Here is a 17,143-nt window from a genome sequence, read left to right as displayed (position 1 = left end):
CTCTTGGCTCTAACCTGCGTTTCGTGCCCGCCCGATCATCGCTGCACCAGGCTCACGAGCGCCTCGGAGCCCGTTTCACCGACTTTGGCGGATGGTTGATGCCGCTGCAGTACCAGGGAACCCTCGCCGAGCATCGGGCGGTGCGCAGCAGCTGTGGGGTGTTCGATGTGTCCCACCTCGGCCGATTCCGGTTGCAAGGCCCTCGGGCGCGGGACCTGGTCTCCGCGCTGCTCTGCAACGACATCGACCGGGTCGAGCCCGGGCGAGCCCAATACACGATGCTCCTCGAGAAGGCCGGGGGAGTGGTGGACGACATCATCGTGTGGTGGCTGGCTCCGGACGACTTCATCGTGCTGCCCAACGCCGGCAACGCCGACGAGGTGATCGCCCGATTCGTCGCCGAAACCGACAATGCCACCACCGTGGAGGACATCAGGGAGGGCACCGCCCTGCTTGCCGTGCAGGGCCCCCTCAGCGCCGGCGTCCTCGACCAGGCGATCGGCGCGCATCCCGTGCGCTTCCGGGTGATCCAGCCGGGGGCCATCATCGCTGCAGGCACCGGATACACAGGAGAGAAGGGGGCCGAGATCCTCGTCGCGGCCTCGGAAGCCACCGGAGTGCTCGAACGGCTCATCGCCGCCGGAGCCGAGCCGTGCGGCCTGGGGGCTCGGGACACGCTGCGCCTCGAAATGGGGTACCCGCTCTGGGGTCAGGACCTGGACCGGGAAACCACTCCACTCGAGGCAGACCTCGAGTGGGTCGTCGGTTGGGACCACGACTTCATCGGGAGAGACGCCCTCCTCCGCCAACGAGAGGAGGGCCTGCCCAAGCGGCTGGTGGGATTCGCCCTCGGCGATCGGCGGGTGCCGCGCCATGGGTACCTCCTGCGGTCGGGTGGGTCCGCAGGCACGGTCAGCAGCGGCAACTTCAGCCCCACCCTCGAGGTCGGCATCGGGATGGGGTTCCTCAGCCCCGACCCGGGTGACGGAGATGCACCGGTCGAGGTCGAGATCCGGGGCGAATGGGTCGAGGCGTCGAGGGTCGATCCTCCGTTCCTGGTGACCTGATGGACTTCACGCCGCATACCGAGGCCGATGTCTCCCGGATGCTGTCCGCGCTCGGGTTCGACCAACCTTCCGACCTGTTCGCCCACCTGCCGGGTGATGTCCTTGTCGACGGCGACCTGGGGCTTCCCGAGCCTCTCTCCGAGTTGGAGGTGATGCGCCACGTCGACGCCCTCGGTGCCATGAACACGCCGGGGCTGATCTGCTTCGCCGGCGGGGGAATCTACGACCATCACCTCCCCCCGGTGGTCAGGGCGCTCACCATGCGCCCTGAGTTCGTCACCTCCTACACCCCCTATCAGCCCGAGGTGGCCCAGGGTGTCCTCCAGGCGCTGTTCGAGTATCAGTCGATGATCGCCAACCTCACCGGCCTGCCCGCCGCCAACGCATCCCTCTACGACGGCGCATCCGCGGGCCTCGAGGCGGTGAACCTGGCGGTGGGTCACACCGGGCGTAAGGGTGTGTGGGTTTCGCGAGGAGTACATCCGCAGACCCGCGAGATGATCGCGACGTTCGCCCGGGCACGAGAGTTGGAAGTCGTGGAACATCCGATGGTCGGTGGCCGCACCGCGTGGGCGTCGGATGCCGCTCCGGAGCCTGCGGCGGTGGTGTTCTCGCAGCCAAACAGTCTCGGAGTGATCGAGGACTACGACGCGGCGGTGAAGGTCGCCGGGGCCACCGGTGCCCTCGCCATCGCCGAGGTCGATCCCATGCTGCTCGGTGTGCTCCGAACCCCGGGCGCGGCCGGCTGTGACATCGCCTTTGCCGAGGGGCAACCGCTCGGCAATCCGATGTCCTTTGGGGGTCCCGTCGTCGGCATCTTCGCCACCACGATGGACCTGATCCGCCGCATCCCCGGGCGCCTGGTCGGCGCCACCGTCGACCAGGAGGGGCGGCACGCCTACACACTGACGCTCCGGACCCGCGAGCAGGACATTCGCCGCGAGAAGGCGTCGTCGAACATCTGCACGAACCAAACCCTCAACGCGATCGCCGCCGCGATCCACCTCGCCTGGCTCGGGCCGCACGGGCTCGCCGAGGTCGGCCGACAGTCGATGCTGAAAGCGCGATACCTGGCGGACCGTCTGGCCGACATCCGCGGGATTCACCTTGCGGTCGACGCTCCCTTCGGCCGAGAGTTCCCTGTGCTGCTGCCCATCGATCCGCAAGACGCCATCGCCGCGATGGCGGAGCGGGGCTTCCTCGCCGGAATCCCCCTGTCCGACCACTATCCCGAGTTCCCGGGAGGGCTGCTGGTCGCCGTCACCGAGAAGCGCACCCGCGCCGAACTCGACGGGTATGCCGAGGCACTGGGGGAGGTGATCGCCGATGGCTGAAGCCGGCGGTCGGGCCACGTCGATTCCGCTGATGGGCGGCGGCGCCGAGCCGACCCTGCGGGACCTGTCCTCCCCGGGCCGGCGAGCGTGGTCGCTGCCGGCACTCGATGTGCCCGACTCGATCATCGATCACCCCGAAATGGCGTCGGCGCCCCCGCCGCTGCCCGAGGTGGCGGAGCGGGACCTGGTGGCGCATTTCACGCGGCTGGCGCACCGCAACTTTGCGGTGGATCTCGGGGCGTACCCGCTTGGCTCGTGCACCATGAAATACAACCCGAAGGTGTGCGACTGGGCGGCGGAGCATCCCGCCTTTCGCAACCTCCATCCGTCGCAGCCGGCCCACACGGCACAGGGTGCCCTGGCGGTGCTGCTCGAGGCCGAGGAGATCCTGTGCCGGCTCACCGGGATGTCCCGGGCCACCTTCCAGCCCCCGGCCGGCGCCGCCGGCGAGTTGACCGGCCTGCTGATCATGCGCGCCTACCACCGCGCCCAGGGTCGGCGACCAGGAGCCATCCTCATCCCGGATTCGGCTCACGGCACCAACCCGGCGTCGGTGACCCTGGCCGGGTACCAGGTGACCCACCTTCCCAGTGACGAGCGGGGCATGGTCGACCTGGAGGCCTTTCGAGCCGCGGTGACCGATGACGTCGCCGGCCTGATGCTCACCAACCCCAACACTTTGGGCCTCTTCGAGGAGGACATCGTCGAGATGGCCCGCCTCATCCACGAAGTCGACGGGCTGGTCTACTACGACGGCGCCAACCTCAACGCCATTCTCGGGGTGGCCCGACCCGGGGACATGGGCTTCGACATCGTCCACTCCAATCTCCACAAGACGTTCGCCACTCCGCACGGCGGAGGCGGGCCCGGGGCAGGGCCGGTGGCCGTGGTCGATCGGTTGGTTCAGTTCCTCCCCGGGCCGCTGCCCCGGCGAGGCGCCGACCGGCTGGAATGGGAGATGCCGGCAGCCTCGATCGGACGGGTTCATGGCCACCACGGCAACTTCCTCGTCGTGCTGCGGGCGCTGACCTACATGCGAGCACTGGGTGGGCCGGGTCTGCGGCGGGTCGCCGAGCGATCGGTGCTCAATGCCCGGTATCTCGCCAGTCTCGTGTCCGGGCCGTACGAGATTCCCTATCCGGCACCCTGCATGCATGAGTTCGTCGCCTCGGCGGCCGATCTCAAGAGACGCACCGGGGTGCGGGCGATGGACGTCGCCAAGGCCCTCCTCGACTACGGGATCCATGCCCCGACGGTCTACTTCCCCCTGATCGTCGAGGAAGCGTTGATGATCGAACCGACCGAGACCGAGTCCCCGGAGACGGTCGAGGCCATTGGCGAGGCGTTGCTCGCGATCGTCCGCCTCGCCGTCACCGATGCGGAATCCCTCCACCATGCCCCGCACCAGACGCCGGTGTCACGACCCGACGACGCGCTCGCAGCCCGCAAGCCGGTTCTCACCTGGGACATGGAGCGCGAATCATGACGACCGGTTCGCGAGCCGGGCACGACGGCCTCGAGCTGTTCACCAGGCATTGGGCGGCCGTTCCCGAGCCTCGATCCGCCGTTGTGCTCGTCCACGGACTCGCCGAGCATTCAGGTCGCTACGAGCACGTGGGCGCAGGTTTGGCGGCCCGGGGGCACGATGTGCGGGCGACCGATCTGCGAGGCTTCGGCCGGTCCGGCGGGCGGCGCGCCGCCCTCGATCGATGGGACGACTACCTCGACGACCTGGTCGGCGACCTCGATGCCGCTCGGCTCCTGGGCGTTCCAGTGGTGCTGATGGGTCACTCACTCGGTGGTCTGATCGCCGCCTCGTATGCGCTCTCGGAACGGCCTCAGCCCGACCTGCTGGTGCTCTCGGCGCCGGCCATCGATTCGGCCATGCCGCTCTACAAGAAGGTCGCGGCGCGGATTCTCGGCCAACTGGTTCCCCACAAGGAGATTCCGAACGGCCTCGATGGTTCTCGCCTGTCCCGAGATGCGACCGTGGGGGAGCGGTACTTCGCCGACCCGCTCAACCACCACAGCACCACCCTCGGGCTGGGGCGGGAAGCACTCCTGGCTGCCGGCCGGGTACGAAGTCAGGTGGCCGAGTTGAGGATCCCGACGCTGGTGATCCACGGCGGCGCCGATTCCATCATCCCTCCACCGATCAGCGCCCCTCTCGTCGCTCTGCCGGGAGTGAACAGGGTGCTCTTCCCATCCTTCCGACATGAGAGCTTCAACGAGGAGGGCGGCGTGACCGCCATCGACACCGTGGCCGCCTGGATCGAGGCCCAGTAGGTCGATGGGTTACTGGTAGCCGGATTCGACCCGAGCCCGTGCCCGCTCCCGGGTCGCTTCATCGCAGAACGCTGCGTCGACGGCGGCCAGGGTCACCCTGCGAAAGTCCTCCTCCACGAACCCATGGTCCTGTTCGATCACCTCGAACTCGTGGGTCATGTCGATCCCGCTCATCAACCGATTGTCGGTGTTGAGGGTCGTCACGAATCCGGCGCGATATAGCGCCCCGAATGGATGATCGGCTGCCGTCGGGTACATCTTGGTGTGAAGGTTGGATGTCGGGCACAGCTCCAGGGGGATGCGACGATCGTGCACCTCTATCGCCACGTCTCCCATGGCGACGATCTCTCCGGAGACGCACTCGGTGTCTTCGATGATCCGAGCTCCGTGGCCGATCCGCTCGGCGCCGACGGCCAGCGCTCCGGCGATCGAATCGACCCCGGCCCCTTCCCCGGCATGGATCGTGACGTGCAGCCCGGCGGATCGCCCCAATTCGATCGCCCTCGCATGGGCAGCCGCCGGATTCCCTTCCTCGGGCCCGGCCAGGTCGATCGCAACGACACCGCGTCCAACGAACTCCACTGCCGCCGCCGCCACGTCCATCGAGTCGGAATCCTGTCTCATCACGTCGATGATCGCCCGCGCCGGCACGCCGAACGCCTCTTCGGCGTCGGCGAAACCCTCCAGCACTGCGGCAATCGCTTCGCCCCGCGTCATGCCCCCCCGCAGATGGAGGCTGGGTGCAAACCTGATCTCGGCGTAGACCACTCCTTCTGCTGCCAGGTCTTCGACCGACTCGAATGCCACGCGGCGCATCGCCTCGGGGGTCTGCATGACCCCAAAGGTGAACCGGAAGGCGGCGAGGTACTCCTCGAGCGACGTGGCGTCGCCCTGATACAGAGCCTGCTTCAGGAGATCCGGATCGGTGGACGGGAGGTCGCGGTAGCCGACGGTGGGCGCCAGGTCGATCATGGTCTGCGGCCTGACCCCGCCATCGAGATGGTCGTGGAGCACGACCTTGGGCCACTTGCGTAGATCTGACATCGGGCGGGAATCTAGCCAGGTATTGGGACCATCAAATCGAGGCTCCCCTGATCGGGGGAGCAAGCCACCATCGTCTCTCGACGACCTCCTCGTCGAACAGACGCCCCTCGATCACCTCGCCGGGCGCGAAGCCCTGCGACTCGTAGAAGCGCTCGCCATCGAGATTCCCGAGCAGGACGTCGGCGCAAACCGGATGCCACGGGTGGGACGCCCGTACCGACGCCAGCAACGCTTTGGCGACCCCGCTCCGCCGGTAGGCGGGCTCGGTGGACATCGCGCCGAGGCGAATCTGCCCTGAGTCGACATCGGCGTCGGCGAAGCCAAGTACTCCCGCTCGGCCCGCATCTGCCACTCGTATCCCGCCTCGGAGAAGACGACGCCGCACCGCGGCGGGCGAATACTGGAGAGACAGCAGGCGGGCGATCGTATCGGGCTTGAGCAGGCCGGAGTAGGTCTCCCACGCCGCCGCATCGGCGACCCTCCCTATCGCCAGAAGGTCAGACCGCGTCGCCAGGCGCACCCGCATCCGTCCGAAGCTACTCCGCCCACCCCGGCGGCGGGCGGGTTCCGTACACTCGGCCCGTGCCCGTGGACGTTTCGATCGCCGTTGCAGTCGCCGTAGTCGTGCTCCTCGGCGGGTTCTCGATCCTCTACCTGCGGTCGCGCCGGAAAAGGGATGGCGCCGGCCCGCCGCCGATCCCGCCCGGCGAGCCTCGAGTGCCTCCACCAATTCAAATCGTGTCCGCAGGCGAGCGCGAGGCTGCCTGGTCGGCGGGGGCTGCGGCTGCGCTCCTCGCCCAGGTGAGGGCTGACGCCGACGCGCTGAGGCGCCGCCTCGATGCTTCTGAACGAGAAGCACTGCTCCTCGAAGCCGGCGCCGACGACGTCCGCGACGCCCTCGCCAGCGCCGACGCGGAGATCTCCGCCGTCCGCTCCCTGCTCGAGGCCGCAGAGCAACAGCTCGCCCACCTCGAGACCGAACGCGCCGCGTCGGCCAGGGCGACTCCGCCGCCACCGCTCGATGATGACCGCATCGGGCACCTCGACGCCGAACTGGCCGATATGCGCAATGCGGTCGCCACTCACGCTGCCGCCGAGCGGGATCTTCGCCACCGTCTCGAAGTGGCCCAAAGCCTCGGCTCTCGCTCCGATCACCTTCTCCTCGAGGACGAGTTGGCGACGGCCACGGCTCGCATCACCGAGCTCGAGACCGCCCTTGCCGCCATCCCCGTACCCGAGCCGGATGTGGAGGCAGCGCACTTGCGCCATCAGATCGCCGAGCTCACCCTTCGCCTCGGCGTCGACGAGCGTTCGCAGGCGAGCCTCCGCGCGGAGTTGGCGACGGCCCGCAGCGAAGCCGATCGGATGCGGCTGTCCATCGAGGAGATCCGGGAGGAGGCCGATCGCCGCGTCGCCGCCGCCGCCGCGGAAGTGGCTCGCCAGACGGGTCGGGCATCCGAGTTCGAACGGGCGGCCCGTGAAACCGATCGGGGTGCCGCCCGCCTGGTGGTTCGCGACGCGCAGATCGCCGACCTCGAGGCTCGACTGGCCGCGCTGTCGGCGGCCCGCGACTCCGAGCTCCGCCGACTCAATGACAAGATCGGCTCGATGGAGCGCCTCTATGTCGAGGTCGAAGCTCGAGAGCGGCGGATCGTGCAGCTGGAGGAAGAGGTGAAGGCGGTTGCCGAGGCCAGGGACGATGCCGCTTTCGCGCTCGCCCGCGCCGAGCGAGATCTGATAGGGGTTCAGGGTGCGCACGGCGAGGCCCTCGCCGTCCTCGAGCATCTAGGGGGGCTCCAGTCCGACCTCACCGAGGCCCGCACGAGGATCGTCGAACTGGAGCGACATGACGAGGCGGCCGCGCTGCGGGGAGAGCTCGAGCGAGTGAAGGGGACTCTGGCCACCGAACGGGAGCGGTCGGCCCGGATGCAGCGCCGGATCTCCCTCGAAGCCTCCGAGCAGCCCAAGATCGAGGCGACAACCCGCACCTACGCAGAATGGGATCGGCTGCTGCGCGAGCGAGTGGCGAGGGCGGTGGATTCTGCGACGGCACCGCTACTCGAGCGGATCGGCCGGCTGCGAGTGGTGGTCGAGGAGAAGGAACTTCTGATCGCCCGGATTACGAGTCCTCCGGAGAGGACCGGCCCGGACGACCTGACCCTCATCCGGGGAATCGGCCCGAAGATCCGGGACATCCTCCACGGGATGGGAATCACCGAATTCCGCCGAATAGCGCAGTTCACCGACCAAGATGTGGAGCTGGTGGGTGCTGTTCTTCCCGTATACGGCAGGCGCATCCTCGACGACCGCTGGATCGAGCAGGCGCGAGAGCTCGCCGGATAAGGCGAGCGGCTCGTCATCGACCCGGTACCTGTGACATCCCAATTGGAGGCTGTGACCGGTGGAAGAGGCACTCATCATTCAGATCGGGATCGGCGCGGGTGCCGGCGTTCTTGGCCTTGCCGGCGGATTCCTGCTGGGGCGTCGGCGGCGGCGGCCCGGCCCGGAAAATGCGTCGGACTGGAAGCTCCGGCTGGCCGCGCGTGACCATGACCTCTTCAACGCGATGGATCGCCTGGTCGAGGCTGAGATGGCCTACCAGGCCTCGATGGAGCAGCCAACGGCTACACCCGCAGGCGCCTCCGACAGCGCCGCCCGAATCGAGGCATTGACCGAGGAGCTCGCCGAAGCCGAAGACGAGCTCACCCGCCTGCAGGTGCTGGGAGTCGACCGAACCCCCGCCGGAGGCAACCTGGCGCGCCGACTCGAGACACTCGAATCCGAGCTGGCCACCCTCGAGTCGCTGCGATGCCCCGACCCTTCGGCCCATCGTCGATCCGAAGTGGTGCCGGTCGACGGCATTCAGTCGCCGTCCAACGGCCGATAGCGCTGGCTGCAATGATCAGGGGATGTCCCTCGTCGGGAACCTGCTGATCGCCACGCCGGTCATGGGAGACCCCAACTTCGTCGACACCGTGGTGCTCGTATGCGCCCACGACGAAGCTGGTGCGGTCGGCGTGGTGCTGGATCGACCCACGGGGATCGCCGTCGAAGATCATCTGCCCGACTGGTCGGGCAACGCCGCCGACCCCGCGATGGTCTTCCTCGGGGGACCGGTGCAGGTGGAGGTGGCAATCGTGGTCGCGGAAGGGGATACGACGGTCAGCGGCTGGACGCCGGTGGTGGGGACCGCCGGGCTTATCGACCTGGAAGGGTCAGATCCCGACTCCATCGGTCGGGTGCGGGTCTTCGCCGGCTACTCGGGGTGGGCCGCAGGTCAGCTCGAGAGTGAGATCGCATCCCTCGACTGGATCGTCGTCCCGGCTCATCCCGACGACGCCTTCGCCGCCGACCCCAGCCAGATCCGCGCTAGCGCCCTCCACCGCAAGGGAGGCCTCTTCCCCGCCTACCTCCAATACCCAGAGGACCCCGCCCTCAACTGAGCCTCGGGTCTTGCTACTTGGCTCTTGGGCGGCCTCCGGCCGCCTTGGGCCGACCTTCGGTCGGCCGGCTACCTCTTCCTCCGGTAGAACATCGCCAGCTGGCCGATGGCGGCGAGGAAGCCCCCGGTCACGATCACGGCTCCGGTGACCCCGTCGAAGTCGTCGGCGATTTCGATGGCATGGTCCAGCGACCATTCGCCGGGGCCGAGCAGGGCGACCGCGATCGCCGCTCCAACCAGGACGAACACGTACTCCCAGCCCTCGTCAGGTCGGGCGGTGACCCAGAAACCTGCGAACCGGTGCACGGTCCAGTAGGCCACGAACATCATCGCCACCAGGCCGGCGGCGGCAAATGAGGTGAGGAACCCGGCGAGGAAGCCCAGGCCGATCCCGATCTCGGCGAAGGTCATGAACGCCCACTGGATCCCCGGGCTCTTCAGCCCGATCGACTCCACCCAGCGCATCGTCTTTTCGCGGCTCTTGAAGTGTTTGGCTCCGTGAGCCAGGAACACGACTCCCACGACACCGCGCAGCACGGCCATCGCGGTGTTGAACACCTCCGGTGACATCCAGACCTCCCTTCGCCTGACGGGACGATAGGGGAGCGACCCCCTCGGACGCCATGGGTACAGTCGCCGGATGCAGGACGCCGCCGACCGGGAGCGCCATCAGGCTCTCGCCGAAGCCCCCGAATCCTGGCCCTCGACCCGGAGTGCCCTGCATGGGCGCCTCCTGGCGATCGCCTCCGTGCCCCGGGCGCATGCCGAGCCGCAGCCACACTGGTGGCACATCGGGCTCCGTATGGTGCCCACCGGGCTGACCACTGCGCCGGTGGCTCTGCCCTCGGGCGAGATGCTCACGCTGGGAGCGGATCTGGCGCAACACACGGTCTGGTGGGAGACCATCGGAGGTACCCGCGGCGGGCTCCCCATCGGCTCCGGAACCGCCACCGAGTTCGGTGACCGGCTCCTCGCCGAGATGGTCGGGCTCGGGCTCGCCGACAACTTCGACCGCGAGAAGTTTGCGTCCGACGAATCCATCGAATACGACCCTGCGGCTGCCGGATGGCTGCTGGACACTCTCCAGGCGATTCATCCGGTGTTCGAACGGCATAGGGCGACGCTGGAGGGACAACCCGGCCCGATCCTGCTCTGGTCTCACCACCTCGACATGTCTTTCGAGTGGTTCGGGTCGAGGATGGTCGAGGGCGAGGACGGCGAGCTCGCTCCCGCCCAGCTGAATCTGGGCTACGACCCGGCCGACCAGCCCTACTTCTACTCGAACCCCTGGCCGTTCACCGACCACCTCACCGACACTCCCTTGCCGGGTCACGCCCGGTGGCACACCGATGGGTGGCAAGGCACCGAACTACCGACCGCCCCCCTGGTCGGCGACCCGCAGTGGGCAGATCAGGTGCTGGAGTACGCCGCGGCGGTGCACCGGATAACCCGTCCCTCGCTGATCGCCTGAATCAAGGCCGATACTGCTCGATCGCCTCGGTGATGACGCCGTCGTTGATGTAGAGCCAGACCCCGCAGTCCTCGCCGGGGCATGGCCAGTCCTCGTCCGGTCCCGGCCAATCGGCCATCGGCATCGGCTCGGGCACGAAGTTCCCCGAACTGCTGTCCAGCCAGTACATGGTTGCGCTCGGCCCGATCGGGACCTGGAAGGTCAAAGGGTTCTGGTTCCGGACGTAGTAGTCGTTGTTGACTTCCTCGCCATCCTTAGCGCCCTCGGTGTAGGCGATTTCGCCCCAGAACCAGCAGGCCATGTCGAAGGTGATCACGCTTCCGGTGGTGGCGAGCACATACCCGTACCAGATGCCGTCGGGGATCACGGTGTTGCTGCCCGGGACGCACCCCGAACCGCTGGGACCCTCACTCTGGGCGAGCACCGGCGGCGGGAAGAGGCCGGCGTCCTCGAGCACGTACGGACCCTCCGTGAACGGTGCGGTCGTGGTCACCGGAACTGCGGTGGTGGTCTGGGGCGGAACCGTCGTGGTGGCAGGAGCGGTCGTGGTGGGGGGCGGATGGGTAGTGGTCGCCCCAGGCGGCGAAGTGGTGGTCGAGATCACGGCCTCATCGTCACCGCACGCAGCCACCACCAGCAGAAGCACGAAGGGGAGGACGAGACGCCGGAACATCGATTGACCTCCTGAGTCGGTGTCACGGTATCGCCTCCCGGTGGCACCGGGTCACAGGAAAAGGGCCCTGCTCGTCGCCACGATGCCGTGGAGCCCTCCTCGCTACCCTCGCCGGGTGCCCACCGACACCCTCAATCGTGAACTCGGAGTGGGTGCGGCCGTGCTCCTCGGACTCGGGTCCATCGTCGGTACCGGGGTGTTCGTGGGCACCGGGCTCGCCGCCGAGGCTGCAGGTCCGGCGGTGGTCGTGGCAATTGCCCTCGCCGGCCTGCTGGCGACGTTCAACGGCCTGAGCAGCGCCCAGTTGGCGGCCTCACACCCGACCAGTGGCGGCACCTACGAGTACGGCTACCGCTATCTCTCGCCGGCCCTGGGCTTCACCGCCGGCTGGATGTTCCTCGCCGCCAAGTCGGCATCGGCCGCAGCAGCGGCCCTGGGATTCGCCGGATACCTGAACCGGCTGACCGGCATCGGCGACGGGGGGCCGGTGGTGGCGGTGACGACCGTGCTGGTCGTAACCGGCTTGGTCACTCTCGGAGTGCGCCGGTCGGCGTTGGCGAATGCGGTGATCGTGGCGGTGACCCTCTTCGGATTGGGTTGGTTCACCATCGCCGGGGCCATGGAGTTCGACTTGGACAACTTCTCGCCCTTCATGAGTGGGGGAGCGGCCGGCGTTCTGGAGGCCACCGCGCTGATGTTCGTGGCGTACACCGGGTACGGCCGCATCGCCACCCTCGGTGAGGAGGTGCGTGATCCTTCCCGGACCATTCCGCGGGCGATCATCATTGCGCTGATCGCCACCGTGCTCCTCTACGGGGCGGTCACCACCGTCGGGGTCGGTGCGGCCGGCGCAGACAGCCTGGCCGATGCCACCGGAGGAACCGCCGCCCCGCTCGAGGTGGTCGCCCGGGGCTTTGGTGCCCCCGGAAGCGCCCGGATAGTCGGGGTGGCGGCGATCACCGCCATGCTCGCGGTGCTCCTCAACCTGGTTCTGGGCCTGTCCCGGGTGGCCCTGGCGATGGGCCGGCGCCGTGACCTCCCCGGGGCCGTGGCCCGCATCGATTCCACCGGAAGGACCCCGATAGTGGCGGTGCCCCTGGTGGGGGTGATCATCGCCCTGCTTGCCGGGTTCGGTACGGTCCGAAGCACCTGGGCCTTCAGCGCGTTCACGGTGCTCGTCTACTACGCGATCACCAACCTGGCCGCCATCCGCCTGCCCGCAGAGTCCCGCCGCTACCCGGTGGCGGTGCCCTGGCTGGGCCTGGGCGGGTGCCTTGGCCTCGCCTTCTGGGTCGACACCGTCGCCTGGATGGCGGGGCTGGCGGTGATCGTGATCGGGCTCGTCTGGCATGCCGTCGCCCGCCGATTGAGCAAGAATCCCCGATCATGAGCGCCGTTGTCGTGACCAAAGCACTGCGGCGGGAGTTCCGCGCCCGCCGATCCAAGTCGGGCCCGGTGATGGCGCTCGACGGAATCGACCTGAAGGTGGAGAAGGGCGAGATCCACGGCCTGCTCGGACCGAATGGCGCCGGCAAGACCACTCTGGTGAAGATCCTCACCACCATCCTGATCCCGACCGATGGCACCGCCACGGTCCTCGGCTTCGACGTCGTCGATCAGGTGGAGCAGGTGCGCCGGCGGATCGGCCTGGTGTTCGGCGGCGACCGGGGCCTCTACACCCGGCTCACCGCCCGTCAGAACCTCGACTACTGGGCCGCCCTCTACGACGTGCCGACGACCACCGCTCGCACCCGGATCGGCTCGTTGCTGGAGCGGGTCGGGCTCGCCGAGCGCGCTGACGATCGGGTGGAGGAGTTCTCCCGGGGGATGCGGCAGCGCCTCCACCTGGCGCGCGGGCTGGTGGGCGACCCGGAGGTGCTCTTCCTCGACGAGCCCACGGTGGGCCTCGACCCGATGGCCTCGCTGCGGTTTCGGGAGCTGGTGGGGGAGATCCGGGCGGAGGGCAAGACGGTGTTTCTCACCACCCACGACATGGCCGAAGCGGAGGCGGTGTGCGACCGGGTGTCACTGATCGACCGGGGGAAGCTCCTCACCACCGAACGGCCCGCCGTGCTCGGCCGCTGGCTCAACCGGTTCGAATGGGTTGAGGTCCATGAGCTGCCCGCCGGACTCGTCGACCGGTTCCGGACCACGAACGGGGTCGCCTCGGTGGAGACCCGGGCGGACGGCTGGACCCGGATTCAACCCGAAGCCGACGGCGTCGCCCACGCCGTCCTGGAGGTGGTGGTGGGCGCCGGAATCACCTCGGTGCGCACCGGTTCGCCCTCGCTCGAGGAGGTCTACCTCCATGTGATGGGGGGAAGAGGGATGGAGCTGTGAGAGCGGCGATCGCCGCCTTTCGGATGCAGTTGGGCCTGGCGTTCCGCACCCCTAACTTCTGGATGGCCCAGCTGACCACCCCGGCCCAGACCATCCTCTTCCTCTCGGTGGTGAACGCCTTCGACCGCCCCGACCTGGTCGCCTACGCCATCATCGCCCCGACGCTCATCACCATGTGGAACACCGGGGTGTGGACCGGCGGCTCGGTGGTGCGCGACGATCGGTGGCAAGGGCGCCTCGAGCTCCACGCCGCCGCCCCCACCCCATACGGGATCGTGGTGCCCGCCCGGGTGGCGGCGGTGATGACTCTGGCCCTGAGCGTGATCCCGATCGCTCTGGCCACCGCCTGGCTCACCTACGGGATTCAGATCGATGTGCAGCACCCGTGGCTGCTGGCGGTGACGATGGTCCTCATCGTGGTCGGCACCACCGGCACCGCGGCGATCATCACCTCTATGACGATCCTCAGCCGGGCGGCCAACACCCTGCAGAGCTCGGCGTCATATCCGTTCCTGCTGCTGGGCGGGGTCTTCGTGCCACTGGCGCTGCTCCCGGTGTGGGTGCAACCGCTGGGCCGGGCGGTGTTCCTGTCGTGGGGGAGCGACCTGGTCCGCGACGGGATCACCCAACCGACGATCGAGGGAGTCCCCGGCCGGCTGGTGATCCTCGCCGGACTGGGACTCGCCGGCTTCGTGGTGGCGAATCGGCTGATCCGGGTGGTGATGCGCCGGGTGCGGATCACCGGGGAGATCTCGGTCCAATGAGCGCACTCCGCGTCACCGCTCATGCCGCCCTGGTGGGGTTCGAGGACACCAAAGCCCAGTACACCTGGGCGTCGTGGATGTTCGGCTGGATGGTGCGGGCCACCGCCCAGGTGCTCTTCTTCGCAGCGATGGGCCTGCTGCTCGACAGCCCCGCGCTGATCATGTTCGCCTTCATCGGCAACGTGGCGGCGATGCCGGCGCTCCACGGGATGGCGGTCGGCCCCGACACCGCCTGGGAACGCGGCCTGGGGACCCTCCCGTTGCTGGTGGCGGCGCCCCGGTCGATGCTGCCGGTGTTCGCCGGAAGGTCGTCGTTCTACATCGCCCAGGGAGTGGGGGAGGGGACGCTGATCTTCGCCCTGCTCGCACCGTTCCTCGGATTCGACGGCCAGTGGTGGTGGCTGCCACCCGCGTTGCTGGTGGTCTCCCTGGGCTCGTACGGGCTCGGCCTCTTCCTGGCGGCGTGTGCCATCCGTCGCCCCCGCATCGGCAACATCCTGTTCAACATCGTCTTCTGGGGAATCGTCGCCATCGGCGGTGTCAACGTGCCCAGCGAGGTGTTCCCGCAGTGGGTGCAGACCCTGGCCGACTTCCTTCCCCTCCACCACGGCCTGCTCGGGGTGCGCTCTGTGCTCGAGAGCGGCCCGTCAGTGGAGGCAATGCGCCAGTTCGGCCTCGAGTTGGCGATCGGCGCAGGATGGTTCCTGGCCGCCCTGGTGGCATTCAAGACCTTCGCCGAATCCGGCCGCCGAGACGGCACGATCGACCTGGTGGAGTAGCGGCGAAGTCAGGGGTGCCGAAGTGCCTCTTACCTCGCCAGCGGTCTATCTCCTGAAGGCGCGCTGTCAGTCAGTCCAGGCCAGCCGGGCCTGGTGGGTGGTGGTGTCGTAGGCGAACCACATGTCGTCGTCGGAGTCGTCGTCCACAAAGATCTTCAACTCCAGTTGTCGTCCGGCGGCGACTGTGTAGTTCACGTCCGACAGGACGATCGTGTCCTCGCTCCACCCTGAAGCGTCGTTCCACTGGCCCCGGTCCAGGGAACCCGAGACGATGGTCGTGCAGGAGTTGCCCGTGCAGTCCCGCAGGAATACCTGGATGTGCCCGCGCTTGTCAGTCGTGAAGTCCTTCATGGCCGAGAAGAGCGTCACCTCGACGTTGCCCGCCAGCACCAGCCCTCCCGGCGGAACCGTATACCGCCAGTTCTGGAAGTTCCCGCCGGGGAAGCTGTAGCGGTCTTCGCTCCCGCCCTTCTTGATCAATAGCCCGGGTAAGTCGTCCCGGTCGGCGTCGTAGTTGTGCAGGGTGGTGGCAGTGGGCGACGTGCTGTCCATGGGCAGCCGCTGCTCAGCGTCGGTACTCCCGATGGGCGGCGTCGGGTCGTGATGCAGGTACAGGGTCATCCGACCCGAGGAGGCGATGGTCGTGTCCGCCACGTTCGGCACGGTCGAGACCCCCGGATCGGGGGCGCCGGTGGTCGCCACCGCACCCTGTTCCGGGACCAGTGCCCCTTCGCCCCCGGGTTTGTCAGCGCGCACCGCGAGGAAGATCCCGATGAGCACTAGCGCCGCGGCGGCGATCATCCCGACGGTGCGGGCGTTGGTGCGCTTGAAGGTACGCGGCGCAGCACCCACCACCGCTCGGTGGGCTGGCGGCGGAGGATCGTGCGATTCCTGAGCCTCGGTCGGCATGGAGGGGAGGCCGAGCACCGGCGACATCGCCTCAGTGGGTGCCTCGTTGAGGAGAGCAGCCTGGGGTGTCTCGCCGGCTCGCAGCCGGTCGAGGTCCTCCACCATCTCGGCGGCGCTCTGGTAGCGGTCGGCGGGGGCCTTAGCCATCGCCTTGAGGACGATGGCCTCGAGCCCCGGCGGGACGTCCGGCTTGAGCCGCGAGGGTCGTTCGGGGAGCCGCTGTATGTGCTGGATGGCGGTGGCGAGGGGGGTCTCGCCGGAGAAAGGGGGTGAACCGGTGACCAGCTCGTACAGGACGACGCCCAGTGAGTAGACGTCGCTGCGAAGATCTGCCGGATGTCCCTGGGCCTGCTCGGGAGAGAAGTAGGCGGCGGTGCCGATGACCGCTCCGGCCTGGGTCAGCTGGTCGGAGTCATCCAGGGCCCGGGCGATGCCGAAATCGGCCACCTTGACCGCACCCTCGGGGGTGAGCAGCACATTGGCCGGCTTGATGTCACGGTGCACCAGCCCCTGGTTGTGGGCCACCGACAACGCCATGCCGACGGCAGATCCGATCTCGGCCACGCGTTGCGACGCGAGGGCGCCTTCGCTACCAATGACGGTGCGCAAGTCCCGGCCCTCGACGAATTCCATGACCATGAAGTAGGTGTCACCGTCCTGACCCCAGTCGTGGACAGCGACGATGTTGGGGTGGGACAGGGCAGCAGCGGCTTGCGCCTCGCGCCGAAAACGTTCCACAAACCCCGGATCCTCGGCGAACTGCCGATGCAGGATCTTGACCGCGACCCGGCGTTCCAGGACGCGGTCCTCGGCAATCCACACGTCGGCCATCCCGCCACGAGCGAGATGAGAGATGAGGGCGTAACGATCCGAGAGGATACGCGGCGCTTCCACTGATAGATAGGGTAGGCAACGCCCTGCCCAAGACGGCCGAGGACCCGTCGGTTGTCATGGCGACGGCGACCCAGGGCCGTCGTCGGGCCCAAGGGATGGCACGACCCTCGCCACGGGCGTTCCGATGGCAAACTCCTGAC

The 17,143-nt window shown here is 68.2% G+C and carries 17 protein-coding genes; 12 read left to right on the top strand and 5 right to left on the bottom strand.

The features are described 5' to 3' along the window. Nucleotides 1–23 precede the first annotated feature (23 nt). From gcvT to WD184_06910, 4 genes are read left to right on the top strand one after another with little or no spacing between them, the layout of a single operon-like run. Nucleotides 24–1,067 carry a glycine cleavage system aminomethyltransferase GcvT gene (gene gcvT, locus WD184_06925; GenBank protein MEX0826462.1) on the top strand — a complete coding sequence of 348 codons (1,044 nt, stop codon included), beginning with the start codon at nt 24–26 and terminating at the stop codon, nt 1,065–1,067. Further along, nucleotides 1,067–2,401, top strand: a complete 1,335-nt coding sequence (gene gcvPA, locus WD184_06920; GenBank protein MEX0826461.1) for an aminomethyl-transferring glycine dehydrogenase subunit GcvPA — start codon at nt 1,067–1,069, stop codon at nt 2,399–2,401. The genes gcvT and gcvPA overlap by 1 nt, the downstream gene beginning before the upstream one ends. Further along, a complete protein-coding gene (gcvPB, locus tag WD184_06915; GenBank protein MEX0826460.1) occupies nt 2,394–3,887 on the top strand; it encodes an aminomethyl-transferring glycine dehydrogenase subunit GcvPB in 1,494 nt (497 codons plus the stop codon). The genes gcvPA and gcvPB overlap by 8 nt, the downstream gene beginning before the upstream one ends. Further along, the gene (locus WD184_06910) at nt 3,884–4,687 is read left to right on the top strand and encodes a lysophospholipase (GenBank protein MEX0826459.1); all 804 of its coding nucleotides are present in this window, start codon (nt 3,884–3,886) and stop codon (nt 4,685–4,687) included. Before gcvPB ends, WD184_06910 begins: the two co-directional genes overlap by 4 nt. A gap of 9 nt (nt 4,688–4,696) precedes the next feature. Here the strand turns inward: WD184_06910 and add are convergent, their stop codons facing one another. Both add and WD184_06900 read right to left on the bottom strand, forming a co-directional pair. Then, a complete protein-coding gene (gene add / locus WD184_06905) occupies nt 4,697–5,731 on the bottom strand; it encodes an adenosine deaminase (GenBank protein ID MEX0826458.1) in 1,035 nt (344 codons plus the stop codon). Nucleotides 5,732–5,762: 31 nt separating this feature from the next. Beyond that, nucleotides 5,763–6,257, bottom strand: a complete 495-nt coding sequence (locus WD184_06900) for a GNAT family N-acetyltransferase (protein MEX0826457.1) — start codon at nt 6,255–6,257, stop codon at nt 5,763–5,765. Between the two features lie 56 nt (nt 6,258–6,313). Here WD184_06900 and WD184_06895 point away from each other — a divergent pair, with 56 nt between their 5' ends. From WD184_06895 to WD184_06885, 3 genes are read left to right on the top strand one after another with little or no spacing between them, the layout of a single operon-like run. Next, nucleotides 6,314–8,074 (top strand): hypothetical protein, encoded by a 1,761-nt coding sequence (locus WD184_06895; GenBank protein ID MEX0826456.1) that lies wholly within the window; start codon nt 6,314–6,316, stop codon nt 8,072–8,074. Between the two features lie 58 nt (nt 8,075–8,132). Continuing rightward, nucleotides 8,133–8,618, top strand: a complete 486-nt coding sequence (locus tag WD184_06890) for a hypothetical protein (GenBank protein MEX0826455.1) — start codon at nt 8,133–8,135, stop codon at nt 8,616–8,618. A 22-nt stretch (nt 8,619–8,640) separates the two neighbouring features. Beyond that, on the top strand, nt 8,641–9,174 hold the full coding sequence (locus WD184_06885) for a YqgE/AlgH family protein (GenBank protein MEX0826454.1): 534 nt from the start codon (nt 8,641–8,643) through the stop codon (nt 9,172–9,174). Between the two features lie 68 nt (nt 9,175–9,242). Here WD184_06885 and WD184_06880 read toward each other — a convergent pair whose 3' ends face one another. Beyond that, nucleotides 9,243–9,743 (bottom strand): DoxX family protein, encoded by a 501-nt coding sequence (locus tag WD184_06880; protein MEX0826453.1) that lies wholly within the window; start codon nt 9,741–9,743, stop codon nt 9,243–9,245. 70 nt (nt 9,744–9,813) lie between these two features. Between WD184_06880 and WD184_06875 the strand changes: the two genes are divergently transcribed. Beyond that, nucleotides 9,814–10,644 (top strand): DUF5996 family protein, encoded by an 831-nt coding sequence (locus WD184_06875; protein MEX0826452.1) that lies wholly within the window; start codon nt 9,814–9,816, stop codon nt 10,642–10,644. Nucleotide 10,645: 1 nt separating this feature from the next. Here the strand turns inward: WD184_06875 and WD184_06870 are convergent, their stop codons facing one another. Then, the gene (locus WD184_06870; protein ID MEX0826451.1) at nt 10,646–11,317 is read right to left on the bottom strand and encodes a hypothetical protein; all 672 of its coding nucleotides are present in this window, start codon (nt 11,315–11,317) and stop codon (nt 10,646–10,648) included. 115 nt (nt 11,318–11,432) lie between these two features. On the opposite strand from WD184_06870, the gene WD184_06865 reads away from it, so the two are divergent. Genes WD184_06865 through WD184_06850 form a run of 4 tightly spaced genes read left to right on the top strand, consistent with a single transcriptional unit; the run spans nt 11,433 to nt 15,200 of the window. After that, nucleotides 11,433–12,707: an APC family permease gene (locus WD184_06865; protein ID MEX0826450.1), complete on the top strand. Its 1,275-nt coding sequence runs from the start codon at nt 11,433–11,435 to the stop codon at nt 12,705–12,707. After that, entirely contained in the window at nt 12,704–13,657 is a 954-nt protein-coding gene (locus WD184_06860) for an ABC transporter ATP-binding protein (GenBank protein ID MEX0826449.1), read from the top strand. The genes WD184_06865 and WD184_06860 overlap by 4 nt, the downstream gene beginning before the upstream one ends. Further along, on the top strand, nt 13,654–14,421 hold the full coding sequence (locus tag WD184_06855; protein MEX0826448.1) for an ABC transporter permease: 768 nt from the start codon (nt 13,654–13,656) through the stop codon (nt 14,419–14,421). The genes WD184_06860 and WD184_06855 overlap by 4 nt, the downstream gene beginning before the upstream one ends. Then, complete coding sequence (locus WD184_06850; protein MEX0826447.1) at nt 14,418–15,200, top strand: ABC transporter permease; 783 nt, start codon at nt 14,418–14,420, stop codon at nt 15,198–15,200. Before WD184_06855 ends, WD184_06850 begins: the two co-directional genes overlap by 4 nt. A 66-nt stretch (nt 15,201–15,266) precedes the next feature. Here the strand turns inward: WD184_06850 and WD184_06845 are convergent, their stop codons facing one another. Further along, on the bottom strand, nt 15,267–17,003 hold the full coding sequence (locus WD184_06845) for a protein kinase (protein ID MEX0826446.1): 1,737 nt from the start codon (nt 17,001–17,003) through the stop codon (nt 15,267–15,269). Nucleotides 17,004–17,143: the final 140 nt, after the last annotated feature.

This window comes from Acidimicrobiia bacterium, assembly GCA_040878325.1.
In the GTDB taxonomy this organism is placed as follows: Bacteria; Actinomycetota; Acidimicrobiia; order Spongiisociales; family UBA11373; genus JAUYIV01.
The sequence above is the reverse complement of the archived record's forward strand: the minus strand, read 5'-3'. Positions and strand labels throughout refer to the sequence as shown.